This is a genomic window from Aquipuribacter nitratireducens (assembly GCF_037860835.1).
Classification (GTDB): Bacteria; Actinomycetota; Actinomycetes; order Actinomycetales; family JBBAYJ01; genus Aquipuribacter; species Aquipuribacter nitratireducens.
Genome location: NZ_JBBEOG010000001.1, coordinates 186,056 through 209,950, shown reverse-complemented (window position 1 = coordinate 209,950; position 23,895 = coordinate 186,056). Strand labels below are relative to the sequence as shown.

Sequence of the window (23,895 nt, the reverse complement as noted above, 5' to 3'; positions counted from 1 at the left end):
CGTGCTACCACGTACGGCCGGATCGGGCGCCCGGTGCACGCCGGCCTCAGGACGCGGGCTCGTCCGCCCGGTCGGTGAGGTCGATGAGGCGGTGCACCTCGACGGGCTCCGAGCGACCCTTCAGCACGATCGCCCCCAGCTGCTCCGTCCGGGCGCCCGGCAGGGCCGCGAGGGTGCCCGGGCCGATGGCGACGGCACCGACGGGAGCGGTGCCCTCGATGCGCGACGCCACGTTGACGGTGTCGCCGACCACGGTGTGGGTGCGACCGCCCTCCGTCCCCAGCAGCCCGACGGTCACGGGTCCGGTGTTGACCCCGACCCGGAAGCGCGGCCACCCGGGCCGGTCGCGCGCGACCCGGGACGCCGCCGCCTGCAGGGCGAGACCCGCGGCGGCGGCGCGGCGGGCGTGGTCCGGCTGGTCCCCACGGCGGTTGAACGTCACCATGATCGCGTCACCGATGATGCGGTCGACGTCACCACCGAAGCGGCGCGCGACCTGCGGCACGGTGACGGCGAAGTACGTGTTGAGCATCGTGGCCACCTCCTCCGGCTCGTGGGCCTCGGAGTACGCGGTGAACCCCTGCAGGTCGGCGAAGAGGACGCTCATGTCGCGGTGACCGGCCGCGGTCTGCCCCGAGTAGAGGTCGGCGTAGCGCTCCTCGTGCCACTGCAGCCGCGCCCCGACCGCGACGGCGGCGTAGGCGGCGAGCAGGAGGACGTGCCACTCCCACCACGACAGCGCCCAGTCGCGGGCGAACAGCACCGCCAGCATCGCCTCGCCGAGCAGGACCCACGCGGCGAGGACCGACAGCAGCATGAGCGAGCGGCGACGCCACCACAGCACGGCGTAGCGACCCGCCGCGAGGGCGTACAGCGCGAATGCCGGCACGGCGAGCACCGCGAGCACCCCGTCGGCGCGTTCCGGGACGGACGCCTCGTGCAGCGGCCACGCGCGGCTCAGCGACAGCACGGCCCAGAGGACCATGAGCGCCACGAGCAGCAGGCGGAGCCTTCGGCCCCACCGGACCCAGCGGACGGGGTCCGCCGGCTCGATGCCCGAGGCGGAGGCCGCCAGGGACCCCAGGGCGATCCCGACCGGCGTCGCGAGGACGAACCCCGCGTTCGGCGTCGGCAGGAGCACACCCGGCGTGGCGAGCGCGTGGAGGGCGAGGAAGCCCGCGGAGGCGAGGAACGCGAGCGAGACGAAGAGCACCCGCGGGTCGCCGCGACGCAGGGCCGCCGACCCGGTCCCGTACGCCAGCACCGCCGAGAGCCCCGCCGCACCGAGCACGAGCCAGAAGTGGCTCGGCTGGTGCTGCCAGCGGACGTCGAGCGCCGGACGCGCGAGGAGGAGGCCCAGACCGGCGACGGGCAGGGCGAGCACCGCGGCGGCGAGCAGCAGCGCCGTGGACGAGTAGGCGAAGCGCCGGCGCTCAGCCACCCGGCGCCTCCAGGTGGGCGTGCACCTGCGAGACGACGACCGACCCCTCGCCGACGGCCGAGGCGACGCGCTTGACCGACCCGCTGCGCAGGTCGCCGACGGCGAAGACGCCGGGGACGGACGTCTCGTACGGCTGGCGGGGGCGGGGACGCCGGTCGGGCGCGGCGGCCCCGCCGACCGCCTCCCCGGTGCGCACGAAGCCGCGCTCGTCACGGGACACGGCGTCGGGCAGCCACGCCGTCTGCGGCACCGCCCCGATCATGAGGAACAGCCCGTCGCACGAGAGCACCTCCTCGGCGCCGTCGTGGCGCCGTCGCAGCGTGACCGCCTCGAGACGGCCCTCGCCCTGCCCGGCCACCACCTGGCAGCCGGTACGGACGGTGACGACATTGCTGGCGTCGACCGCGTCGACGAGGTAGCGGGACATGGTGGCACCGACGTCGTCCCCGCGGACGACGAGGGTGACGCTCGAGCAGTACCGGGCGAGGTGCAGCGCCGCCTGGCCGGCGCTGTTCCCGCCGCCGACGACGACCGCAGGGCGGCCGGTGAGCGCGTGGGCCTCGGACACGCTCGCGCCGTACCAGACCCCCGCTCCGGTGAACCGGTCGACGGACTCCACCGCGAGCCGTCGGTAGCTGACCCCGGTCGCGAGCACGACGGCGCGGGCTGTCACGTCGCCCACCCCGCCGACGTGGGCCACGACGACACCCGCCTCGGCGTCGCGCCGCAGCGAGGTGACCTCGCGCAGCAGGAGCACGTCGGCACCGAAGACCCAGGCCTGCTGGTAGCCGCGCTGCGCCAGCTCGGCGCCGCTGACGCCGCGGGAGAAGCCGAGGTAGTTGCGGATGAGGGAGCTGGTCCCGGCCTGGCCGCCGACGGCGTCCCGCTCGACGACGAGCACGCGCAGGCCCTCCGACGCGGCGTAGACGGCCGCCGCGAGCCCCGCGGGACCGGCGCCGACGACGAGCAGGTCGTAGCGTCGCGCGTCCGCGTCGCCGTCGGGCAGCGTCGTCCGCAGACCCCAGGCCTCGGCCACCTCCCGTCGGCTGGGGCTGCGCAGCACGGCCCCGCCGACCGCGGGCAGCCACACGAGCCACTCGTCCTCCCTCACGGTCTCGTCGAGGGCGGACAGGACGTCGGTGCCGAGCTGGGAGCCCAGGGGCCGGAACGCGTACGGGATCCCGTTGCCCGACAGCAGCGTGCGGATCGCCGCGGCGGGGACGGAGCGGCGGTCGGCCACGAGGACGACCTCGCGACGGTTGTCCACCTCGCTGCGCGACCACTCGTGGACGAACTCCGCGACGGTCCGCCGGAACAGCTCGTCGCGGGCGGTCCACGGCTTGAGCACGTAGTACGCGATGTCGCCCACCGCCATGGCGGTGAGCACGACGGACGCGACGTCCTTGTCGCCCCAGGCGCCCCACTCGACCGTGAGCGCACGCCGGGCGTCGGGGTGCAGCTCACGCGCCCGGCGCAGGAGGCGCTCGCGGTCGGCGGCGGGCAGCCGGTGGTCCACGAGCACCACCGCGACCCGGCGTCCCACCTCGTGCGCCTCGACGAGCGCGGCGGTCGCGGCGTCGCCGCTGCGCTCACCCCGGACGCGGAAGTCGCTGCCGAACGCGCGCTGGAGCTCACCCTCCAGCAGGTCGAGCGCCACCGGGTCTCGCTCGGCCACCAGGAGCATCGGTCGGGCCGCGGGCGTCGCCGGCGCCATGGGCACCACGCTAGGACTCCGGACCCCGGCGGGCCAGGGCCTGTCGGGTCCCGGCGCCGCGCTGCCGCACGCCCGCGCACCCACCCGGCGACGTCACGATAGGTGACGAGAAATCGACACAGAGGGGGCTGACCTTCGGGAAACCTTGTGCGCTGAGTGAGGTGTCACCGCAGACCCCGCGCTCGTTCGCACACGAAGTTACCGTCGAGGAGCCGCCCCCTGCGCGGCCTCTCGGAGGTCAGCATGATCCACACCCGAGCACGCTCGGACAGTCCCACCCGTCGAGACGCCCTCAAGCTCGGCCTCGCCGGCGCGCTCGGCAGTGCGGGGCTCTTCGTCCCCCTCTCCACCATGGCACCGGCGTCGGCGAAGTCCGCGTCGGACCTGCGCCGCGAGAACTTCCCGGTCCCCTTCACCTCCCCCTTCCGGGTGCCTCCCACGCTCCGGCCGTACGAGTGGGGAGAGGACGAGGCGGGCCGCTTCGCCCGCTACAGCGTCGTCGAGCGGACCGGCACCGCCGCGATCGTCCCCGGTCTCGTCACCCCCATCGCGGGGTACAACGGACTGTTCCCCGGACCGACGATCCGGGTGGAGAAGGGCGTGCGGTCGGAGCTGCGCGTCCGGAACAAGCTGACGATCAACCCGCTGCACGGCAACGAGTTCGCCACCTCGACGCACCTGCACGGGCACGCCTCGCGTCCCCAGTACGACGGGTACGCCTCGGACGTCACGCCTCCCGGCCAGGTGAAGACCTACCGCTACGAGAACGTCCAGCACGCACGGACGATGTGGTACCACGACCACCACGTGCACACGACGGCGAAGAACGCGTACTCGGGGCTCGCCGCCTTCTACCTCATCAACGACGAGTACGAGCGCGCCCAGCTCCCGCAGGGCCGCTACGACGTGCCGATCATGCTGACGGACGCGATCTTCGCGCGCGACGGCCGGCTCGTGTACGACGACGGCGGCGCGGGCGAGCACGACGGGCTCTGGGGCGACGTCGTCCTCGTCAACGGCGTGCCGTGGCCGATCATGGACGTCGAGCCCCGCGTCTACCGCTTCCGCATCCTCAACGCGGCCGTCGCGCGCTCGTTCCGCCCCACGCTGTCCGACGGCAACCCCCTCGTCGTCGTCGGCACCGACGGCGGGCTGGTCCCGTACCCCGCCGCCGTGCCGTCGTACCGGCACGGCAACGCCGAGCGCTACGAGGTGCTCGTCGACTTCCGCGGACACCGGCCCGGCGACACCGTCGACCTCCTCAACCTCAGCAACGCGAACAACGACGACTACGACGACACCGACAAGATCATGCGCTTCCGCGTGGTCGAGGACCACGGAGACCCGGACCCGTACGTCGTGCCGAGCTCCCTCGACCCGGGGCCGGCGCCGTACGGGATGAACATCTTCGACCTCACCGAGGCGGACGTCACCTACCCCCGGCGCCGTCGGCTGCGCGTCAACAAGGAGGGTGACCCGGAGGAGTGGGTCATCAACGACCGGACGTGGCACGACGTCGAGGCGAGCGGCTTCACCCTCATCGAGGGCAACCCCGCGCCGGGAGCCGTCGAGATCTGGGAGGTCGAGAACACGGGCGGTGGCTGGTTCCACCCCCTGCACATCCACCTCTCCGACTTCCTCGTCCTCGGGCGCAACACCAACGGGGGCAAGCCGTTCGCGTGGGAGTGCGGGGCGAAGGACACCGTGTACGTCGGCGAGAACGAGCGGGTGACGCTGCTTATCCCGTTCGACCTTCCCCCTGGGAACGACGGCGGCCGGTACATGATCCACTGCCACAACCTCGCGCACGAGGACCACGACATGATGGTCCAGTACGCCGTCGGTGACCCCACGGTCAACGACCCCATCTACACCGACCCCTGCGTCGAGGACCACCTGCCGGACGACGACGAGAGGTACGAGGGCGACGACGACGGACCGACGCCGACGGCGACCGCGACGTCGACGGGGACCACCTCGCCGACCGTGACGCCGAGCACGAGCGCCACGCCGAGCGAGACCGTCACGCCGACGGCGAGCGCCACGCCGACGGCGAGCGCCACACCGACGGCGAGCGCCACACCGACGGCGACCCAGCCGTCGAGGACCCGCGGCCCGTCCTCCAAGCCGAAGCCGTCGCCGACGCGGAGCAGGAAGGGCACGTGAGCCCTCCGGCCGGACGGAACCGGTGGAGCCGCCCGACGACGACGCTCACCCTCGCCGTCCTCGCCACCCTCGCCCTGGCCGGGTGCGTGACGACCCCGACCGACCCCACGACCGGCGGGCGCGGGGACGCCCGCGTCGTGCCGTCGCTGGACGGGGAGTTCATCAGCCGCCGGGCCGCCGTCGCGGTCGCCGTCGACCCGGACACCGACCGGGAGCCCGTCGAGGACACCCTCCTCGACGTCGCCGCGACCCTGGGCCACGAGCCCCGGCTCACCTACGCCGCCGTGCTGCGACCCGACCGCCCCGGCGACCTGCCGGAGGTCACGCTCCTGCTCGAGGAGGGGACGTCGGACGAGGACGCCCAGCACGTCCTCGACGAGCTCGGCGCGCGCTCCGGTGTCTCGCAGCAGCAGGCCGTCACGGTCTACGCCCACGACCTGGTGCTCTCGGTCGGGCTCCCCGACGCCGTCGCGGCCACCGCGGCGGCGGACGCCGTCGCCCTCGAGGCGATCCTCGCCGACGCCCTCGGCTTCCACGAGCTCGACGTGGACGGCCGACGGCTGGTCGTCCGCTACGTGGGTCCCCTGCTGCCCAGGAACCAGCTCGACAGCGCCGTGCTCGCCCTCTCGCGCGCCACCGGCGCCCCGGCCGCCCAGGTGCGCATCGACCCGGGGACACCGGGCGACCCCGTCGCCTGGGCGGAGGTCGACGACCCCTTCGCCGACGTCCGGCGGCTCCAGGCCCCGGGCGGGCACGGGCACACGAGCTGACGCGCTCGCGGTGGCTCGGCGGTTGACGCCCGGGCGGTGCAGGGCGCGAGGATGATCGCGTGACCCACGTCGTCCACGCCGACGCCCCGGCGCAGCCGTACCTGACCCTGCGGGACCGGCCGACGCCGCGCGCCGAGCGGTGGGCGATGGGCAAGGCGCTGCGCCAGAGGGTGAAGCGCTCGGACCTCGGCACGTGGGAGGTCCCGGACGACCGCGTCGACCCGGTCGCGCTCGTCGAGGAGTCGCACGAGGGGCGCGAGGAGTGGCTCGTCCCCGTGCGCGTCGGCCGGATGGTCGCCTCCCCCTACGGCTTCCTCCGCGGCAGCGCGATCGTCATGGCGGCCGACTGCGCCGCGCTCCCGTCCACCGGCATCCAGCCCGTCATCTGCGGCGACTCCCACGTCGGGAACTTCGGCTTCTACGGCTCGCCGGAGCGCGAGCTCGTGCTCGACCTCAACGACTTCGACGAGGCGCACCCCGGTCCCTGGGAGTGGGACCTGCGCCGGCTGTGCGCGAGCACGTGGGTCGCGGGGCGTCAGAACGGGCACTCGGAGGGCGACTGCGCCGAGGCGGTCACCTCCTGCTCCGCCGCGTACCGTCGGCAGGTGCGCCGTCTCGCGGACGAGCCTCTGCTCACCCGTTCGTTCGAGCGCCTCGACCTCGACAGCCTCCTGGCCGGCACCGACGACGACGAGCTGTCGGAGGCCATCGAGAAGGCCGCCGGCAAGGCCCGCAGCCGCACGAGCGACCGGGCCCTGCCCCGCTTCACCGAGCAGGACGAGGCCGGCGGGCGCCGGATCGTCGAGGAGCCGCCGCTCATCACGCGGCTCGACCCCGTCCACAGCGAGGCGCTCGCGATCGGCCTCGACGAGTACCTCACGACGCTGCCCTCGCACTGGCGACGGCTGCTCGGCGGGTACACGGTCCTCGACATGGCCCACAAGGTCGTGGGCGTCGGCAGCGTCGGGCTGCGCGCGTACGTCGCGCTCTGCGAAGGCAGCAGCCCCGACGACGTCCTGTTCCTCCAGCTCAAGCAGGCCCGGCGCTCGGTCGTCGCCCCCTACGTGCACGGCGACTCCGCATGGCACGAGCACCAGGGCCAGCGGGTCGTGGAGTACCAGCAGGCGCTGCAGACCGTCAGCGACCCGCTGCTGGGCTGGACGACGGTCGAGGGCCGCCAGTTCTACGTACGCCAGTTCCGGAACATGAAGGGCACCCTCGCCCTCGACCGGATCGGCGCGACGGCGTTCGCCGACTACGTCGGCATCTGCGGGCGGCTCCTCGCGAAGGGCCACGCCCGCACGAGCGGCGCCTCGATGATCGCGGGCTACGTCGGCAAGGGAGAGGTCCTCGACGAGGCGATGTGCCGTTTCGCCCGCGCCTACGCCGACCAGACCGAGGCCGACCACGCCGCGCTGTCGCGCGCCGTCCGCGACGGCAGGGTCGCGGCCGAGCACGGCCTGTGACGCTCCGGGGCGAGGGACGACCGGTCCTCCACGCGACCGTCCGGGAGGGCTGGCTCAACGACCCCCTCGGCCTCACGTGGCTGGGCGGGCGCTACCACCTGTTCCTCCAGAACGTGCCCGGCCGCACGGACTGGGCGCCGGGCTGCCACTGGGCGCACCTCACGAGCGCAGACCTCCTGCACTGGCAGGAGGGGCCCGTCGCGCTCGCCCCGGGCGGCGGGGAGGACGGCTGCTGGTCGGGGTGCGTCGTGCCGGGCCCACGGCCCGAGGACGCCACCCTCTTCTACACCGCCGTCGACGTCACCGACGTGCACCAGGGCCGGGTGCGCGTCGCCCGACCGACGGACGCGTCGTGGGACGGGTGGACGAAGGGCGACGTCGTCGCCGGCGTCCCGGACGGGTACACGGCGGTGGCGCACCGGGACCCGTTCGTCCTCCGCGACGGCGGGGTGTGGCGGATGCTCACCGGCGCCGGCCGACCTGACGGGACCGCGACCGCGCTCGTCCACACCTCCACCGACCTGCGGACCTGGGTTTACGACGGCGAGCTCGCCGCCCGGCACACCGACGAGCGGCACCCGGTGTGGACGGGGACGGTGTGGGAGTGCCCGCAGCTGTTCCCGCTCGACGGGCGCTGGGTCCTCGTCGTGTCGGTGTGGGAGGCGGACGTCACCCACCACGTCGTGTGGGCGGTGGGCGACTACGCCGACGGCCGCTTCGAGGCCGCGTCGTGGGGGCGGCTGGCGTACGGACCGTCGTACTACGCGACGAGCACGTTCACCGACCAGGCCCGTCGGCGGTGTCTCGTGCACTGGCTCCGCGGCGTCGCCGACCGGGACGGCGGCGGCTGGGCGGGTGCGATCAGCCTGCCGCACGTCGTCCGGCTCGACGGCGACCGCCTCGTCGTCGAGCCGCACCCCGCCGTGACCGCCGCCCGGACGACCACCCACGACGTGACGGCAGGCGACCGGACCACGATCCCGGCGCTCGCCGACCTCGAGTGGGACCTCCCCACGCAGGGCACGGCCGTGCTCGACCTCGGTGGGCGGGCCCGGCTCGACGTGGTCGTCGGCGCCTCCGTCACCCTCGTGACGGCCGAGGGGTCGTGGCAGGCACCTGACCCCGGCGACCGGCTGCGGGTCGTGGTCGACGGGCCCACCCTCGAGGTGTTCGGCGCGGACGGCCTGCTCGCGGCGCCGCTGCCGGGTCTCGCACCGGACACGACGCTCGGGGTGTCGGTGCCCGCCGGGCGACTCACCGCCCACCGGCTCGGCTGAGCGCCGGCTCAGACCCGGGCGGGCTCGCCACGGTCCTCGGTCGTCGACGGGACCTGCGCCACCGTGGACTCGTCCCGCCGGTCGTCGGCGTGGTCGGTGTCGTCGGTGTCGTCGGCGTCGTCCGCGAACGGGTCACCGGCGTTCGTCCGCGCGAACACCGCCTCGTCGAGGATGCCCTCGCGCTTCGCGACGATCGTCGGGACGAGCGACTGCCCGGCGACGTTCACCGCGGTGCGGCCCATGTCGAGGATCGGGTCGACGGCAAGCAGCAGACCGACACCCTCCAGCGGCAGCCCCAGCGTCGACAGGGTGAGGGTGAGCATGACGACCGCACCCGTGAGCCCGGCGGTGGCCGCCGAGCCGACGACGGAGACGAACGCGATGAGGAGGTAGTCGGTGACGCCGAGCGGGACGTCGAAGAACTCCGCGACGAAGATCGCCGCGATCGCGGGGTAGATCGCCGCGCAGCCGTCCATCTTCGTCGTCGCGCCGAGCGGCACGGCGAACGACGCGTACGAGCGGGGCACCCCGAGGTTGCGGACCGTTACGCGCTCCGTCACGGGGAGGGTGCCGACCGACGAGCGGGAGACGAACGCGAGCTGGATCGCAGGCCACGCCCCGGCGAACCAGCGCAGCGGGCTGAGCCCGTGCGCCCGCAGGAGCACCGGGTAGACGACGAGCAGGACGATCAGGAGACCGGCGTAGACGGCGCCGACGAAGGTGCCGAGCGGGGCGAGCGCGTCCCAGCCGTACTGCGCGACGGCGTTGCCCAGGAGGCCGACGGTGCCGATCGGCGACAGCCGGATGACCCACCACAGGACCTTCTGGACGACGGCGAGCGCGGAGCGGGAGAACGCGAGGAACGGCTCCGCGGCGGATCCGACCTTGAGCGCGGCGACCCCGACGGCGATCGCGACGACGATGATCTGGAGGACGTTGAACGACAGGCCCGTGGACAGGCTGCCGTCGTCCGCGGCGGACGTCGACGCCTGCAGCCCGAGGACGTTCGCGGGGACGAGCCCGGTGAGGAAGTCGAGCCACGAGCCGGTGCTCGACGGCGCCTCGGCCGCCGACGCGTCGACGCTCGTGGTCCGGCCGGGGTTCGTGAGCAGGCCGAGACCGAGGCCGATGCCGACGGCGATGAGGGCGGTGATCGCGAACCACAGGAGGGTCTGTCCGGCGAGGCGGGCGGCGTTCGTCACCTGCCGGAGGTTGGCGATGCTCGCGACGATCGCGAGGAACACGAGGGGCGGGACGATCGTCCGAAGCAGCGCGACGAAGGAGGAGCCGAGGGTCGCGAGGGCGGTGGCGAGCCAGTTGTCGCCGTCGGCGGTCGGGCCCATCTCGCGGGCGACGACGCCGAGGACGACGCCGAGGACGAGACCGACGAGGACCTGGGCGCCGAAGGGGACACGCGTGAGCGCACGCAGCATGAGGGAGTTCCTTGTGAGGACGGCCGGAGGACTCCGGCGGTGGACGGGTCGGGGAGGGACCCGGTCCTCAGGTGCTGCTGGCGGTGCGCTGCAGGTCGACGTGGAGCCGCGCGCACAGGTGCCACGGGTTACCGGCGCGGTCGCTGACCGTCACGCGCGGCGGAGGTACCCGGTCCATCGGCACGTCCCTGCCCAAGCCGCTGAGACGTCGGTCGATTCCCCTCCGACAGGTGACGACCGTCACGTCCGCACGGAAGATGTCTAGGCATCATGCAGCGTGACGGTATGATGCCGGGATGCGGACGACCGTCACGCTCGACGCCGACACCGAGCAGCTGGTGCGGCGGGCGATGCGTGAACGCGGTCTCACCTTCAAGCAGGCGCTCAACGACGCCATCCGCCGAGGCGCGACCGCAACCGTGGAACCGACCCCCTTCCGGACGGCGACCGCGTCGATGGGGGTGCCGACGGTTCCCCTCGAGCGGGCGCTGCAGCTCGCGGCCGAGCTCGAGGACGAGGAGCTCGTCCGGCGTATGCGGGCTCGCCGATGAGGCTCGTCGACGCCAACGTCCTCCTGTACGCCGTCAACTCCGACACCGACCACCACGACGCGTCGCGTCGCTGGTTGGACGAGGCCCTCTCGGGGCGTGACACCGTCGGATTCGCCTGGGTCGCGCTGCTCGCCTTCCTCCGGCTGTCGACCAAGGCAGGGCTCTTCCCGTCCCCCCTCGCCGTCGACGACGCGTTCGACCGTGTGGACGCCTGGCTCGCCTCACCGTCCGCCGTCCTCGTCCGGCCCGGCCCCGAGCACGGCCGCGTGCTCAGGTCGCTGCTCGAGCGCGCGGGCACGGGCGGCAACCTCGTGAACGACGCGCACCTCGCGGCTCTCGCTCTCGAGCAGAAGGCGACCGTCGTGTCCTACGACGACGACTTCGGCCGCTTCCCCGGCGTGCGCTGGCAGCGACCCGCCTGACACGCGACAGGGCCGGGCGCCGCAGCGCCCGGCCCTGCCGTTGTCATCTGCCGAGGTTCAGCCCTTGCCCTTGGGCTTCGCCTCCTTCGCAGGCGGACCGACCGTGCGGATCGTCGCGGTGCCGTCGATCGGGATCCCGTCGACCGTGCTGCCGGTGAGCAGCAGCTCGGTGTCGCCGGCCGCCACCCCCGTGAGCGGCACCCGTGCCGCGCACACGAGGTCGGCGACCCCGTCGCCGTTCACGTCGTCCCCGGCCTCGCAGGACTCGACCGAGTCCTCCGTGCCCGCGACGCCGAAGCGGAGGGAGTCGACGACGACGTCCGCGACCGGGTCGAACCCGTCCTGGGACAGCACGGTCACCGGCATGACGCCCCGGCTCTTCGGGTTCACCGGCGCGGGCTTCCCGTTCTCACCGCGGATCTGCACGTCGACGGTGAGCGGCGTCGCCTCGACGAACACCGCGGTCGTACGGGCCGGCACGGTGAACGTGCCGGTGGCGGCGTCGAACGTCGCCCCCGTGACGACCGGGTCGGCGCCGTTCGCCTGGACCGGGCTGAGGACGACGCCGGCATCGACGAGCGCGTCGATGGTGAAGGACTGCTCGCCGTCGGTGGCGTTGAACAGCGTCACCACCCGCTCGTGGCGCGGGTCGAGGTCGGCGCCGACGGTGTCGTCGAGGTGCATGACGATGAGGCCGGGGACGGCCCCCTCGTCGGGGAACGACACCTTCTCCTGCACGAGCTCCGCCGTGGTGAGCGAGAACAGCGGCGAGGAGTCGGCCACCCGGAGCAGGTCCTGGAACCGGGCCACGGAGGCCTCGATGTCGGCCTGCTCCGGCTGCAGCGCCGGGTCGACGAGCAGCGGCTCCATGAACGGCCACTTCGCCTGGTTGTCCGGTGCGGGCGGCAGGCCCACGCCGAAGTTGTTCGTCCCGTACGAGAAGTCGAGGACGTTGAAGTGGTCGCCGGAGTTGTAGCTGTTCCGGTCGAGGCTCTTCGAGCGGAGCATGTCGCTGCCCGCGTGGAAGAACGCCACGCCCTGGCCGAGCGCCACCGTCGACAGGGCGAGCTGCTGCATGCGGACCCGGTCGGCCATCGAGGTGCCCTGCGGCAGCTTGAAGGCGTGCGAGTCGAACAGCGTCTCGTTGTCGTGCTTGGAGACGTAGATGACGTTCTCCTGCGGGTCGGCGGTGTACCCGGCGGGGCTGCCGTTGTAGTCGACGCCGGCGCCGGTCACCTCCTCACCGGAGCTGTTGACGAAGGTGTAGTCGCGGAGGTTGCCCGCGAGGCCCACCTTGATCTGGTCCATGTTCCGCAGGAGCCGCGCCCGCTGGGCCGCCTCGTCGCCGTTGACGCCGTCCCCGTTGGGGTCGGTGTACAGGCCGGAGCCGAAGCCCTGGATGCGGGGGTTCTCGTCGAACGGGCCGCCGCCGCGGACGGCGTCACGGAGCCGGTCGTTGAACGTCCCGATGCCGGTGCCCGCCATGTTCGCCTGCGTCGCCTGGACGAAGCGGGCGTCGTTGGCGACCTCGCCGAAGTTCCAGCCCTCGCCGTAGACGTAGATCCGCTCGCCGTCGACGCCGTCCTCCTCGAGCGTGAGGGAGTCGAGCGCCTCGCGGACCTTCAGCATGTTGGCCTTCGAGTGGTGGCCCATGAGGTCGAAGCGGAAGCCGTCGACCTTGTACTCGGTGGCCCACAGGACCACCGACTCCACCATGAGCTTCTCCATCATCGCGTGCTCGGTCGCCGTGTTCTGGCAGCACGTGCTCGTCGCGATGGAGCCGTCCGCGAGGAGGCGGTGGTAGTAGCCGGGCACGACCTTGTCGAGGACCGACTTCTCGCCCTGCCCGGCCTGCGCCGTGTGGTTGTACACGACGTCGACGACGACACCGAGGTCGTTGCCGTTGAGCGACTGCACCATCTCGCGCAACTCGACGATGCGGGTCGTGCCCTCCGGGTCGGTGGCGTACGAGCCCTCGGGGGCGTTGTAGTGGAACGGGTCGTAGCCCCAGTTGAAGCCGTCCTGGTCGGCGACCTCGAGCACGGCCTCCTGCTGCTCGGTGGAGGCGGGCCCGGCGTCGGGGACGTCGGGCTCCACCTGCTCGGAGCGGTCCTCCTCGATCGTCGCGATGTCGAACGTCGGCAGGAGGTGCACCGTCGTGAGGCCCGCCTCGGCGAGCTCCTTCAGGTGGGTCATGCCGTCGGAGTCCTGCTGCGTGAAGGCCTTGTAGGTCCCGCGCAGCTCCTCCGGCACCGTCTCGTCGGTGATGGAGAAGTCACGGACGTGGAGCTCGTAGACCTCCCACTCCTCCGGCGTCGCCGGCGCCTCGGTGCCGACCTCGTCCCAGCCCGCCGGCGCCAGGTCGGCGTCGTCGAGGGAGACGATCTGGCTCTTCACCGAGTTGGTCGCGAGGCTCACCGAGTAGGGGTCGGTGACGACGTTGCGCTCCACCTGGTCGGTGGACGGCACGTAGACCTCGACCTCGAAGAGGTAGTACTGGCGGTCCCAGCCGGGCTCGCCGGTGATGCTCCACACCCCGGAGGCCTCGTCGAGCGTCATCGCGGCGGTGTCACCGGGCGGCGGCGCCGACGGGTCGTCGAACCGGTGGAGCGTGACGGAGCGGGCCGTGGGCGCCCACAGGCGGATCGTCGGGGTGTCCCCGTCCCACGTGACGCCGAGCTCGGCCCCGGTCGCCTCGGCGGCGTAGAGGTCGTCGAGCACACCCGGTACCTGCACGCCGGTCGCGTCCTGCCGTGCGCCGTTGCGGACAGCGGAGACCGCGAGGGCGCCCTTGAGCGCCTCGGCGACGTCGAGGTCCTCGGGCACACCGAGCGCCGCGTAGCCCGCGAGGTGCGGGAACTGCTCGGCGAGGTCGGCCGGGAGCTCCGCCGACAGCCACTCGAGCTCGACGGAGTCGGAGCCCGCCGGGCCGTCCACGCCGCCGGGGACGAGCTCGAGCCCGCCGTCCGGTGAGGTGTGGAGGGAGTACGTCGCGGCGTCGTCCTCGACGTCCCACGCGAGGACGCCCTCGCTCAGCCAGACGGCCTCCTCGGTCGCGAGGTCGCCGGGCTCACCGCCGCTGCCTGCCACGGGCAGGAGGTACCCCCCGCGGCCCGCGAGGATCCACACCTCGTGGCCGACGGTCACGAGGTCGAGCGTCTGGTCCTCCGGCAGGTCCTTCGTGTCGCCGCGGTGGAGGATGTAGTTGAGCGTCGTGGCGGTCGGCGTCAGGGGCACCTCCCACACCTGACCGAAGCGGTCGGCTCGGGTCGGCTTCGCCGACTCCTGCCAGCTCGGCGACGGGTTCGCCGCGCCGGTCCACGTGTACAGCGACCAGTAGTCGGCGAAGTTCGTCGACGAGTAGTCGCCGTAGTCGCCGTCGGGGCGGTGGTAGTGGATGACGGCGAGGTCGAGGGCGGCGCCCCGCGTCTCGTACGTCGTCTCGTCGCCCTGGACGACCCACGCGTTCGGCTGGTCGGCCGGCACGAAGGACTGGTCGGCGGCCTGCGCCTTCTCGTCACCCTTGTGGATGATGAAGTTGAGCGGGGCGTCGACGTCGTCGACCGGCACGTTCCAGTAGGCGCCGAACTCGTCGACGCCGTCCGGGAGCCGGGGCGTCGTCCACTCCGTCGCGACGCCGCCCGCGATGGCATCGCCCCACAGGTGGAGGCCCCAGCCGTCGTAGTCGCCGTCCTCGCGCTGGTAGTGGACGGTCGCGTAGCCCTGGGCGGCCGCCTGCGAGGTGAAGACCTCCCCGGTGTCCGGCCGCACCCACACCTCCGGTGTGATCGACGGGTCGACGAAGCGGTCGGCGTCCGTGCCGATCTTCACGTTGCGCACGGCGTCCACGACGATGAAGCCGACGTCCTGGTTCTCGCCGTCGCTCGTGTCGGCCTCGATGAAGCGGAACGGGCCGTAGTCGTCCTCGCCGTTCCACTGCAGACCGTTGGGGTAGTTCTCGCCCCGCTCGGCGGCCGTGGCGGCGGAGATGTCACCGAAGGCCCAGATCCGCAGGTCGTCGACGGCGGGACCGCCGGCGTCGGAGGGGTAGTGGACGATGAGGTGGTCCTGCAGCCCGCCGGCGGGCGGCGCCGGCTCCTCCGCCACGACGGCGGAGGTCTGCCACCCGGCGCGGTTGCCGTTGAGGTCGTCGACGACCGCGGCGACCTCGACGGTCGTGCCCGCCGCGAGCTCCTCGGTGTCGACGGTGATGCGGTACGGGGCGTTGTCGTCGGTGCCGGCGTACGTCCACTCCCCGCCGTCGATCCGCTGGAGGAAGCTGACCTCGGCGTAGAGGTCGCGGTCGAGCTCGGCCTCGAACACGAGCGCCTCGCGGGTCTGCCCGTCGATGTCGAAGTCGATGACGCCGCTCTGCTGGACCGTGATGCCGGGGGCGCTGTCGCTGACCGGCAGAGTGGTGTCGGCGCGGTAGACGGCGGCGCCGAAGGCGGGCACCGACACGCTGACGGTGCCGTCGCCGGACGCCGTGAGCGCCGTCGCGTCACCCGCCGCCGACCACAGCGGGGTGAACGTCGCGCCGGGGGTGCCGGTCGCGAAGGTCGCCTCGCTCGTCGCCTCGGCGTTGTTCGTCACGACGAGGTACTCGACCCGCTCGTCGCGGTCGACGCGGCTGAAGGCGAGGACGCCCGGCCCGTCGGCGGCGAAGCGCGGCAGCTGCGCACCGGAGCGGAGTGCGGCGTGGTCGCCGGTGAGGGCGGCGAGGTCGCCGAGCGTCGTGTAGAGCGGGTGCGTCGCGTCGAAGTTGTCGTCGGCGGCCGTCGCGTCGGTGCCGATCTGGTCGTCGTCGAGGTAGATCGGCGTGACGCTGGGGAACATGTCCTGCCGCGCGGCCTTGTCGCCGCCGGAACCGGTGAAGCCCTGCTCGTCACCGGAGTACACGACCGGCATGCCGCGGGAGAAGTACATGAGGGCGTGGGCGAGGGTGTCGCGGGCGAGCATCTCGTCGTCGCTCGCGCCCGGGTTCGCCTGGGCGATGAACGTGCCGATCCGGCCCATGTCGTGGTTGCCGAGGAACGTCGGCAGCGAGTACGCGTTGCCCTCGGCGTCGATGTAGTAGTCGTCGGCGGCGAAGAAGTCGCTCATGACGGACGCGTTCGCGTTGCGGGCGGCGAAGCCCGTCGCGGCCTCCTGGAAGCCGAAGTCGAGGACCGCGGGCAGCTCGCCCTTGGTCGTGAACATCGACAGGAGCTCCTCGTTGGAGGAGAAGACCTCGCCGAACATGAAGAAGTCCTCGTTGGTGGCCTTCGCGTACTCCTCCGTCGCGGGGCCCCACTCCTGCCAGAACTCGACGTTGACGTGCTTGACCGTGTCGATGCGGAAGCCGTCGACGCCGCGGTCGATCCACGGCTTGAAGATCTCGATCATCCCGTCGACGACCTGCGGGTGCTCGGTGAAGAGGTCGTCGAGGCCGAAGAAGTCGCCGTAGACGGAGTTCTCGCCGGCGAAGCTCGAGTTGCCGCGGTTGTGGTAGAGCGTCGGGTCGTTGAGCCAGGCCGGGACCTTGACGTCGGCCTCGTCCTCCGGGACCACGGGGGTGTACGGGAAGCTGACGTCGACGTCGAGCGGCGGGAAGGCGTCGCTGCCGGCCACGGCGCGGTCGTCGAACACGTCACCGTTCGCGTCGCGGTACGGCTCGGCCGACTTCGCGACGTAGTCGTAGACGCCCTCGGCGTACTGGATCACGTCGGCGGTGTGGTTCGGGATGATGTCGAAGAACACCTTCATGTCCCGCGCGTGCGCCTCGGCGATGAGGGCGTCGAGCTCCTCGTTGGTGCCGAAGTGCGGGTCGATCTGGGTGTAGTCGACCGTCCAGTAGCCGTGGTAGCCGGCGCTGACGTCGTTCGTGCCGATGCCCTGGACGGGCTTGTTCTTGAAGACCGGCGCCATCCAGATGGCGGTGATCCCCATGCCCTCGAGGTAGTCCATCTTCTCCAGCAGGCCGGCGAGGTCGCCGCCGTGGAAGAAGCCCTCGTCGAGGGGGTCGTAGCCGTGGTCGAGACGGTCGCCCTCGATGCCCGCGGTGTTGTTCGTCGGGTCGGCGTCGTTGAAGCGGTCCGGCAGGACGAAGTAGAAGACCTCGTCGGTGAGGTCCTCGCGCAGGCTCGGGCGGGCGAGGTCGAGCAGCGCGGGGTCGACGGGCCCGCCGAGGCCGGTGTCGTGGGAGACCTCGTGCGTGGCGTGGTCGTAGGTGAAGGACACCTCGCCGGCGGTCGGCAGGGACAGCACCTTGTTGTTCGCGCCGTCGCCGTAGGACTCGTCCCACGTGCCGTTGAGCGCGGCCTTGTACTCCCAGTCCCCCGCGGGCAGCTCGACGGTGCCGGTCCAGACGCCGTCGCCGTCGTCGTCGGCGAGGCGGGGGACGTCGCACTCCGGCTGCCAGTCGCCCGGGCAGCCGAGCTCGGACTGGAAGCTGCCGGCGAGCGTCACGGACGTCGGCGGGCCGGTGTGGTCGGCCCTCGCGGGCACCGGGCCCGCGAGCGTCGCCGCGAGGGAGGCCGCGGCCACACTGGCCACGAGGAGGGCAGGGCGGGGTGGGCGTGACGTCATCGTCGCTCCTGGTGCGGGGGTGCGCGGGGGCGCGGGCTGGTCAACGAGCGCCGTCACGGTAACCCGGGATCGCGCAAAGGCAAAGGAAAGAGCGAGACGACTTTACGCAAGTTCTTGCGTAGTGGAGCCAAGGCTCCGGCCTGCCGGCAGTCGCCCGGACTGCCGACGGCCGGCCCCGTCACCCGTCGAGGACACCCAGCAGGTCGCCGAAGCAGCCGTACGACTGCCGGGAGAGCGCCTCGCACCCCTCGACCTGCTCGCGCATGGCGTTCGCCAGGTGCGCGCGGCTGCCGGGTGACAGGGTCCAGCCGAGCGGGGCGTCGACCGCCGGCTGCGTCGACGGGCCGACGACGACGACGGGTCCGTCGGCCGCCCGGTGCAGGTCGCCGACGACGGCCCGGCAGGCACCCGCCGCCTCGCCGGGCGGGCACGGGTCGAGAAGCTGCTGCTCGAGGCGCTGCAGCCACGCGCCCTCCGACAGCTGGACGTCGCGTGCCGCGAGGCCCGCGAGCGGGACGAGCAGCTCCGCCGACAGGGGCGGGGTCGCCGCGGTGAGGTCGCCGCCGGGGGCGTTGCGCAGGTAGACGACGAACGGCACGACGACGCTGCCCTCCCCCGCCGCCGCGACGGCGCTGTTGTGCGCGACGACCTCGCGCACGACGGCGGGTGCGATGTCGGCGAGGGTGCCGAGTCCGGACGACTCCGCGTACCCACCGTCGACCAGCTGCAGGTCCGGGGCGCCGGCGCAGCCCGGCCGGTCGGCCAGCGGCGCGCGGGCGGCGGGCGTGACCGTGGGGAACCGCGCGCTCACCATCGACATCGTGAGCCAGCGCGAGCGCAGGACGCACGGTCCGAACGCCTCGTGGTAGTCGAGGGTCGCGGGGGGCGCGGCCTCGGGTCCCCGGCACCCCGCCGCAGCCGCGGTGACGTCCTCCGGCACCTCGGTGAGCGCGACCTGGCTGACGACGACCCGGCACCCGGTGCCGGCGGCCGCGCTGTTGAGCAGGAGGGCCCCTGCGGGTCGGGCGTAGGTCACGTCGCGCACCGTCCCGACGCCGCCGCCCTCGTCGGATGTCACGACCGTCCCCGCGTCCCACGGTTCGAGCAGCGGCTCGAGGGCGGCCGGTGTGGCGCCGAGCCGGCCGCTCGTCGCCCACGCGTCCTCCACGAGCGCCGCCCGGTCCCGCCAGTCCCACGCCATGCCCGGCGCCCACGAGGGCACGCGGACCCCGGTCGCGCCGCCGACGGCGTCGCCGACGAGGAGGCCCGTCACCGCCGCACCGAGCCCGGTCGGACGCGACAGCCGCTCCGCCGCCTCGACGGGCTGCGAACTGCGGGCCGCGACGAGCCCGACCGAGCCGCCGCTCACCCCGCTCGACAGCAGCACCGCCTGGGACGCGCACGGCCCCGACAGCCGCTCCATGCCGTGCGCGGTCCACACGGCCGCGCGGATCCCGCCGCCCTCCGCGGCGAGGAGGAGCAGGGGGCGGGCGGTGAGGCCGCCGGCGTCCGGGTCGGCGACCGCCCGGTCGCACGCGGCGCTGTCGTCCAGCCAGCTCGCGAACGCGGTCGCGACGTCGGCCCGCGCCGGCGCGCCCGCCGGGGGTGCGCCCGGCACCGTGTGGAGGTCGCGGTCCCCGCCGCCGAGCGACACGAGGAGCGGGAGGACGACGAACAGCGACAGCACCGGCGCCGAGCGCGCCCCGAGGACGGCGAACGCCTGCAGCGGCTGGCGGTGCGACAGGTGCACGACGAACGACGTGAGGAGCACGACCCAGCACGCGAGGGCGAGGAACGTGACGGCCGCGACGCCGAGCACCCACGAGGCGAGCACCGGGACCAGGGTGAGCGCGAGGAGGGTGAGCGCCGCGAGCGCGGGCACGACGAGGTGGCGGCGCGACCCGTCCACGGGGGCGGGGTCCCAGCCGGTGCGGGTGAGCAGCAACCGGCCCAGGGGCAGCCAGCCCACCACGACCAGGACCGCGGCGAGGAGCAGCCCGAGCCGCGCCCACTGCGCCGAGCTCACCTCGTCGGCCCGCACGGCGGCGAGCACCGCGGGCGCGGTGAAGGCCCGCACGAACGCGACGGCGCCGAGCGCGACGACGCACAGCGCGAGGGTGTCGCCGACCACGTACACCTCCGCGACCCGCGCGCGGTCGGGACGACGGGCCGGCTCCACCGACACCTGGTCCGGGTGCCAGCGCCACAGCGCGAGCGACACGAGCCACACCCCGACGACGACTCCGGTGAACACCGCCAGCGGCAGCGGGTCGACGAGGTCGCCCCGGCCGGTGACGACGAGGACACCGGCCACGAGGAGCGTCGCGGCCGCCGGGAGCAGCCACACCGGGCTCGGCCGGGTGTCCTCCGGCACGGACCGCACGAGGTAGCGGCAGCGCTCGGTCCACGACCGCGAGCGACCGCAGACGAACAGCGCCGCCGCGACGACGAAGGAGGTGACGACGGCCGTGAGGAGGTGGAGCGGGCCGGGCAGCTCCCACGTGAGCCACGCGCGCAGGACGTCCGGGTACTGGTCGGGGATGCCGGCGCCCGGCAGCAGGCCGATCCCGACGTACGCCGCGACGACCACCGCGGACAGCCGCTGGTGCCACACCGCCGGGGCGACGCGGCGCACGAGCCGACGGAGCCGCTCGCGAACCTGCCGCGTGACGAGCGCCGCGACGGCGACCGCGACCCACGCGCACCACTTCGCCGCCGACGTCCACGCGAGGGTGGTGAGGAGCGCGGGTGCGGGACCGGTGCCGTCGAGTGCGACGGTCGCCGCGACGAAGAGGACGGCCTCGACGACCTCGACGCCGACGGCGACGAGCAGCGCGACGCGCACCCGGCGGTGGTCGCGGGAGAAGAAGGTGCGGGCGCTGCCGGAGGTCGCGCAGGCGACGGCCGCTGCGACGGTCGCGACGACGACGAGGGCGAGGACGGCGTGGACCCGCAGCATCCCCCCGACGCCGTAGCCGGGGTCGGTGCCGGCCCAGACCGCCCAGGCCGGCCGTTCCGCCCACGGCACCGGCCCGAGGGTGGTGGCGACCGTGGCGGTCGAGCCGTCCGGACCCACCGCCTGGCCGATCATCCGGTCGACCTCGCCGAGGGCGAGCCAGCCCGCGAGGACGAGCAGGACGAGGCTCACGGGCCACGCGGGGATGTTGCGGACGTACTCGACGGGGCGTGGCAGGTGCGGCTCGCCGCGGTAGCGCCCGTCGCGTCCCTCGCGCACCGGGCCCGACCGGGGTCGGACGGGGAGACGGCGGCGGACGCGCCCCGGTGGCGCGTCGGGGACGGTCGGGGACGCGGGCGCGGTCGCGGCGGGCATGGGGACCTCCAGCGGAGCGGGTGTCGACCGGGAGGAGGCCCCTGCGCGCCCGCCGATACACGCGCCGCTGTCGCTACCCCCGCGACGCGGCGCGGCGGCGCAGCCGCACGAGGAGGCGGAGGACCCGCGCGACGACACCCCGCCCGAGCGAGGCGAACCGGTCGTCGGACGCGGCGGTCCAGATGCCGTCGTTCCACGTCGGGTAGGCGTGCGTCACCCCCGCCAGCCGCCGCAGCGTGACGCCCTCGGCGACCGCGAGCGACAGCTCCCCGAGGGTCTCCCCCGCCCGGGGCCCCACGACGCCCGCGCCGACGACGCGACCACGACGGTCGACGACGAGCCGTGTCCAGCCCTCCGTGCGGCCCTGGGTGACGGCCCTGTCGACGCTGTCGTGGCGGCGGGTGACGACCCGCAGGCCACGACCCGCGGCGACGTCGGTGCCGACGCCGACCGCCGCCACCTCCGGGTCGGTGAAGGTGACGCGGGGCTCGCCGGAGCTGTCGACCCGGCGCCGGAGCCCGAGCACGGCGTTGGCCGCGACGGTGCTGCCGTGGGCGCCCGCGGTGTGGGTGAACTGCGGGTGGCCGGTGACGTCGCCCGCGGCCCACACGCGCGGGGCCGTGGTCCGGAGCCGCTCGTCGACCACGACGTGGCCGTGCTCGTCGACGGCGACGCCGACGGCGTCGAGACCGAGACCCGCCGTGGCGGGTCGCCGCCCCACCGCGACGAGGACCCGGTCGACGGCCACCGACGCCCCGTCGCCGAGGAGCAGCGTGCCCGCACCCGCGCGGTCGGGGTCGGCGTCCACCCGCTCCACGGCGGCACCGACGCGGACGTCGACGCCGTCGCGCTCGAGGGCGGCGCGGACCAGGGCGGACGCGTCGGGGTCCTCCTTCGCGAGCAGGCGGTCGCCCTGCTCGACGAGGGTGACGGCGACCCCGAGCCGGGCGAGGGCCTGACCGAGCTCGCAGCCGATCGCCCCTCCCCCGACGACCGCGACGGACGACGGCAGGTCCGTCAGCGACCACAGGGTCGCGGTCGTCAGCGGTGTCACGTCGCGCAGGCCGGGCACGGGCGGGACAGCCGGGTCCGCGCCGGTGGCGACGACGGCGTGGTGGTAGCGCTCCTCGCGCACGCCGTCCGGTCCGTCGACCGCCACGAGCCCGGGAGCGAGAAAGCGTGCGCGCCCCCGCCGCACCTGCACGCCGTCGGCCCGCAGCGCCTCCGCCGAGTCGTGCGGCGCGATAGCCGCCCGGGCGGCGAGGACGTGCCGCAGGACCGCAGGGCCGTCGACGGCGACCCCGTCGACCCGGACGCCGAACCGCGCGCCGTCCCGGGCGGTCGCGGCGACCTCGGCCGCCGCCAGCAGGGACTTCGACGGCACGCACCCGGTCCACAGGCAGTCCCCGCCGGGCTGGGCGTCGTCGACGAGGAGGACGCGGGCCCCGAACCGGGCGGCGGTGCGCGCGGCGAGGAGCCCGGCGGTGCCACCGCCGACGACGAGCAGGTCCCAGGGCGCGCCGTCCGGCGCCGTCATCGCCACCCCCGCACTGTCACCCATCGAGGCCGCCGCCGCCTCAGGGGCGCGTCACCTCCGCCGGGCGAGGAACAGACGGGTGACCTGCTCGGCGGTGCGCCGGACGAACGGTGCGGGGTCCGCGACGAGCTCGGCGAGCGGTCGCGGCCCGTCCGCGACCGCGAAGGCGGCGGTGAGCCCGGCCGCGTGCAGCCCGGCGAGGTCCCCGCGCACCTGGCCGCCGACCGCGACGACCGGCACGCCCGCCGCCGCCGCGAGGGCGACGACCGCCGACACGACCTTGCCGCGGGCGCTCTGCTCGTCGACCCGGCCCTCGCCCGTCACGACGAGGTCGGCGCCCGCGAGCGCGGCGTCGAGCCCGGCGGCGTCGGCGACGAGCGACGCCCCCGGCTCGAGAGCGGTGTCGAGCACCGCGACGAGACCGGCGGCCGTGCCGCCCGCGGCCCCGGCACCGGGGAGGTCGACGACGTCCGCGGCGCGCGGGCCGCACGCGACGACGAGGGCCTCGGCGAGACGGGCGAGCCCTGCGTCGAGCACGGCGACGTCGTCCGGACCCGCGCCCTTCTGCGGCCCGAAGACGGCGGCGGCGCCGTCGGGGCCGAGCAGCGGGGAGTCGACGTCGCACGCGACCCGCACCCGCACCTCGTGCGCCCTCGGGTGGAGGGCCGTGACGTCGACCCGGTCGAGGTCCACGAGCGCGCCACCGCCGTCAGGCAGGTCGCGCCCGGCCGCGTCGAGCAGCCGGACCCCCAGCGCCCGCAGGATGCCCGTGCCGCCGTCGGTCGTGGCGCTGCCACCGAGGCACACGACGACCTCGTCCGCGCCGCGGTCGAGGGCGTCGCGCAGGAGCTCGCCGGTCCCGCGGGTCGTCGCGCGGAGCGGCTCGAGCCGCTCGCGCGTCGTGAGGCCGGACGCGACGGCGAGCTCGACGACGGCCCGGCGGCCGGCGGCGTCCCACCCGTAGTGGCCCGGGACGCGACCGCCGAGCGGGTCGGTGACGTCGAGCGTCACGCGTTCCCCGCCCCACGAGCGCAGGAGGCTGTCGAGCGTCCCCTCGCCACCGTCGGCCATGGGCACGGCGACGACGTCGGCGTGCGGGTCGGCGTCCCGCACGCCCCGCTCGAGGGCGTCGCACACGCCGGCGGCGTCGAGGGAACCCTTGAAGCTGTCCGGGGCGAGGACCACGCGCACCCGCACACGCTAGGACGGCTAGCGTCGCC

The 23,895-nt window shown here is 74.1% G+C and carries 13 protein-coding genes; 6 read left to right on the top strand and 7 right to left on the bottom strand.

Features of this window, described 5'->3' with window-relative positions; genetic code table 11:
- Positions 1-46: 46 nt before the first annotated feature.
- On the bottom strand, positions 47-1,441 hold the full coding sequence (locus WAB14_RS00895; protein WP_340266489.1) for an adenylate/guanylate cyclase domain-containing protein: 1,395 nt from the start codon (positions 1,439-1,441) through the stop codon (positions 47-49).
- Positions 1,434-3,155 carry an NAD(P)/FAD-dependent oxidoreductase gene (locus WAB14_RS00890; RefSeq protein WP_340266487.1) on the bottom strand — a complete coding sequence of 574 codons (1,722 nt, stop codon included), beginning with the start codon at positions 3,153-3,155 and terminating at the stop codon, positions 1,434-1,436. The genes WAB14_RS00895 and WAB14_RS00890 overlap by 8 nt, the downstream gene beginning before the upstream one ends.
- 243 nt (positions 3,156-3,398) lie before the next feature.
- Between WAB14_RS00890 and WAB14_RS00885 the strand changes: the two genes are divergently transcribed.
- The 4 genes from WAB14_RS00885 to WAB14_RS00870 are packed head-to-tail and all read left to right on the top strand — an operon-like array spanning position 3,399 to position 8,834.
- On the top strand, positions 3,399-5,321 hold the full coding sequence (locus WAB14_RS00885; protein ID WP_340266485.1) for a multicopper oxidase family protein: 1,923 nt from the start codon (positions 3,399-3,401) through the stop codon (positions 5,319-5,321).
- Positions 5,318-6,091: a hypothetical protein gene (locus WAB14_RS00880; protein ID WP_340266483.1), complete on the top strand. Its 774-nt coding sequence runs from the start codon at positions 5,318-5,320 to the stop codon at positions 6,089-6,091. Before WAB14_RS00885 ends, WAB14_RS00880 begins: the two co-directional genes overlap by 4 nt.
- Before the next feature lie 59 nt (positions 6,092-6,150).
- Complete coding sequence (locus tag WAB14_RS00875; protein ID WP_340266481.1) at positions 6,151-7,557, top strand: DUF2252 domain-containing protein; 1,407 nt, start codon at positions 6,151-6,153, stop codon at positions 7,555-7,557.
- A complete protein-coding gene (locus tag WAB14_RS00870) occupies positions 7,554-8,834 on the top strand; it encodes a glycoside hydrolase family 32 protein (RefSeq protein ID WP_340266479.1) in 1,281 nt (426 codons plus the stop codon). Before WAB14_RS00875 ends, WAB14_RS00870 begins: the two co-directional genes overlap by 4 nt.
- 8 nt (positions 8,835-8,842) lie before the next feature.
- Here the strand turns inward: WAB14_RS00870 and WAB14_RS00865 are convergent, their stop codons facing one another.
- Entirely contained in the window at positions 8,843-10,267 is a 1,425-nt protein-coding gene (locus tag WAB14_RS00865; RefSeq protein ID WP_340266478.1) for a dicarboxylate/amino acid:cation symporter, read from the bottom strand.
- 296 nt (positions 10,268-10,563) lie between these two features.
- On the opposite strand from WAB14_RS00865, the gene WAB14_RS00860 reads away from it, so the two are divergent.
- Entirely contained in the window at positions 10,564-10,818 is a 255-nt protein-coding gene (locus WAB14_RS00860) for an antitoxin (RefSeq protein WP_340266476.1), read from the top strand.
- Positions 10,815-11,240 (top strand): type II toxin-antitoxin system VapC family toxin, encoded by a 426-nt coding sequence (locus tag WAB14_RS00855; RefSeq protein WP_340266474.1) that lies wholly within the window; start codon positions 10,815-10,817, stop codon positions 11,238-11,240. Before WAB14_RS00860 ends, WAB14_RS00855 begins: the two co-directional genes overlap by 4 nt.
- Before the next feature lie 57 nt (positions 11,241-11,297).
- Here WAB14_RS00855 and pulA read toward each other — a convergent pair whose 3' ends face one another.
- The 4 genes from pulA to WAB14_RS00835 form a co-directional block, all read right to left on the bottom strand.
- Positions 11,298-17,807 carry a pullulanase-type alpha-1,6-glucosidase gene (gene pulA, locus WAB14_RS00850; protein WP_340266472.1) on the bottom strand — a complete coding sequence of 2,170 codons (6,510 nt, stop codon included), beginning with the start codon at positions 17,805-17,807 and terminating at the stop codon, positions 11,298-11,300.
- 178 nt (positions 17,808-17,985) lie between these two features.
- Complete coding sequence (locus WAB14_RS00845; protein ID WP_340266470.1) at positions 17,986-21,138, bottom strand: hypothetical protein; 3,153 nt, start codon at positions 21,136-21,138, stop codon at positions 17,986-17,988.
- 73 nt (positions 21,139-21,211) lie between these two features.
- Positions 21,212-22,675 carry a dihydrolipoyl dehydrogenase family protein gene (locus WAB14_RS00840; protein ID WP_340267379.1) on the bottom strand — a complete coding sequence of 488 codons (1,464 nt, stop codon included), beginning with the start codon at positions 22,673-22,675 and terminating at the stop codon, positions 21,212-21,214.
- Between the two features lie 51 nt (positions 22,676-22,726).
- Positions 22,727-23,866: a glycerate kinase gene (locus tag WAB14_RS00835; protein ID WP_340266468.1), complete on the bottom strand. Its 1,140-nt coding sequence runs from the start codon at positions 23,864-23,866 to the stop codon at positions 22,727-22,729.
- Positions 23,867-23,895: the final 29 nt, after the last annotated feature.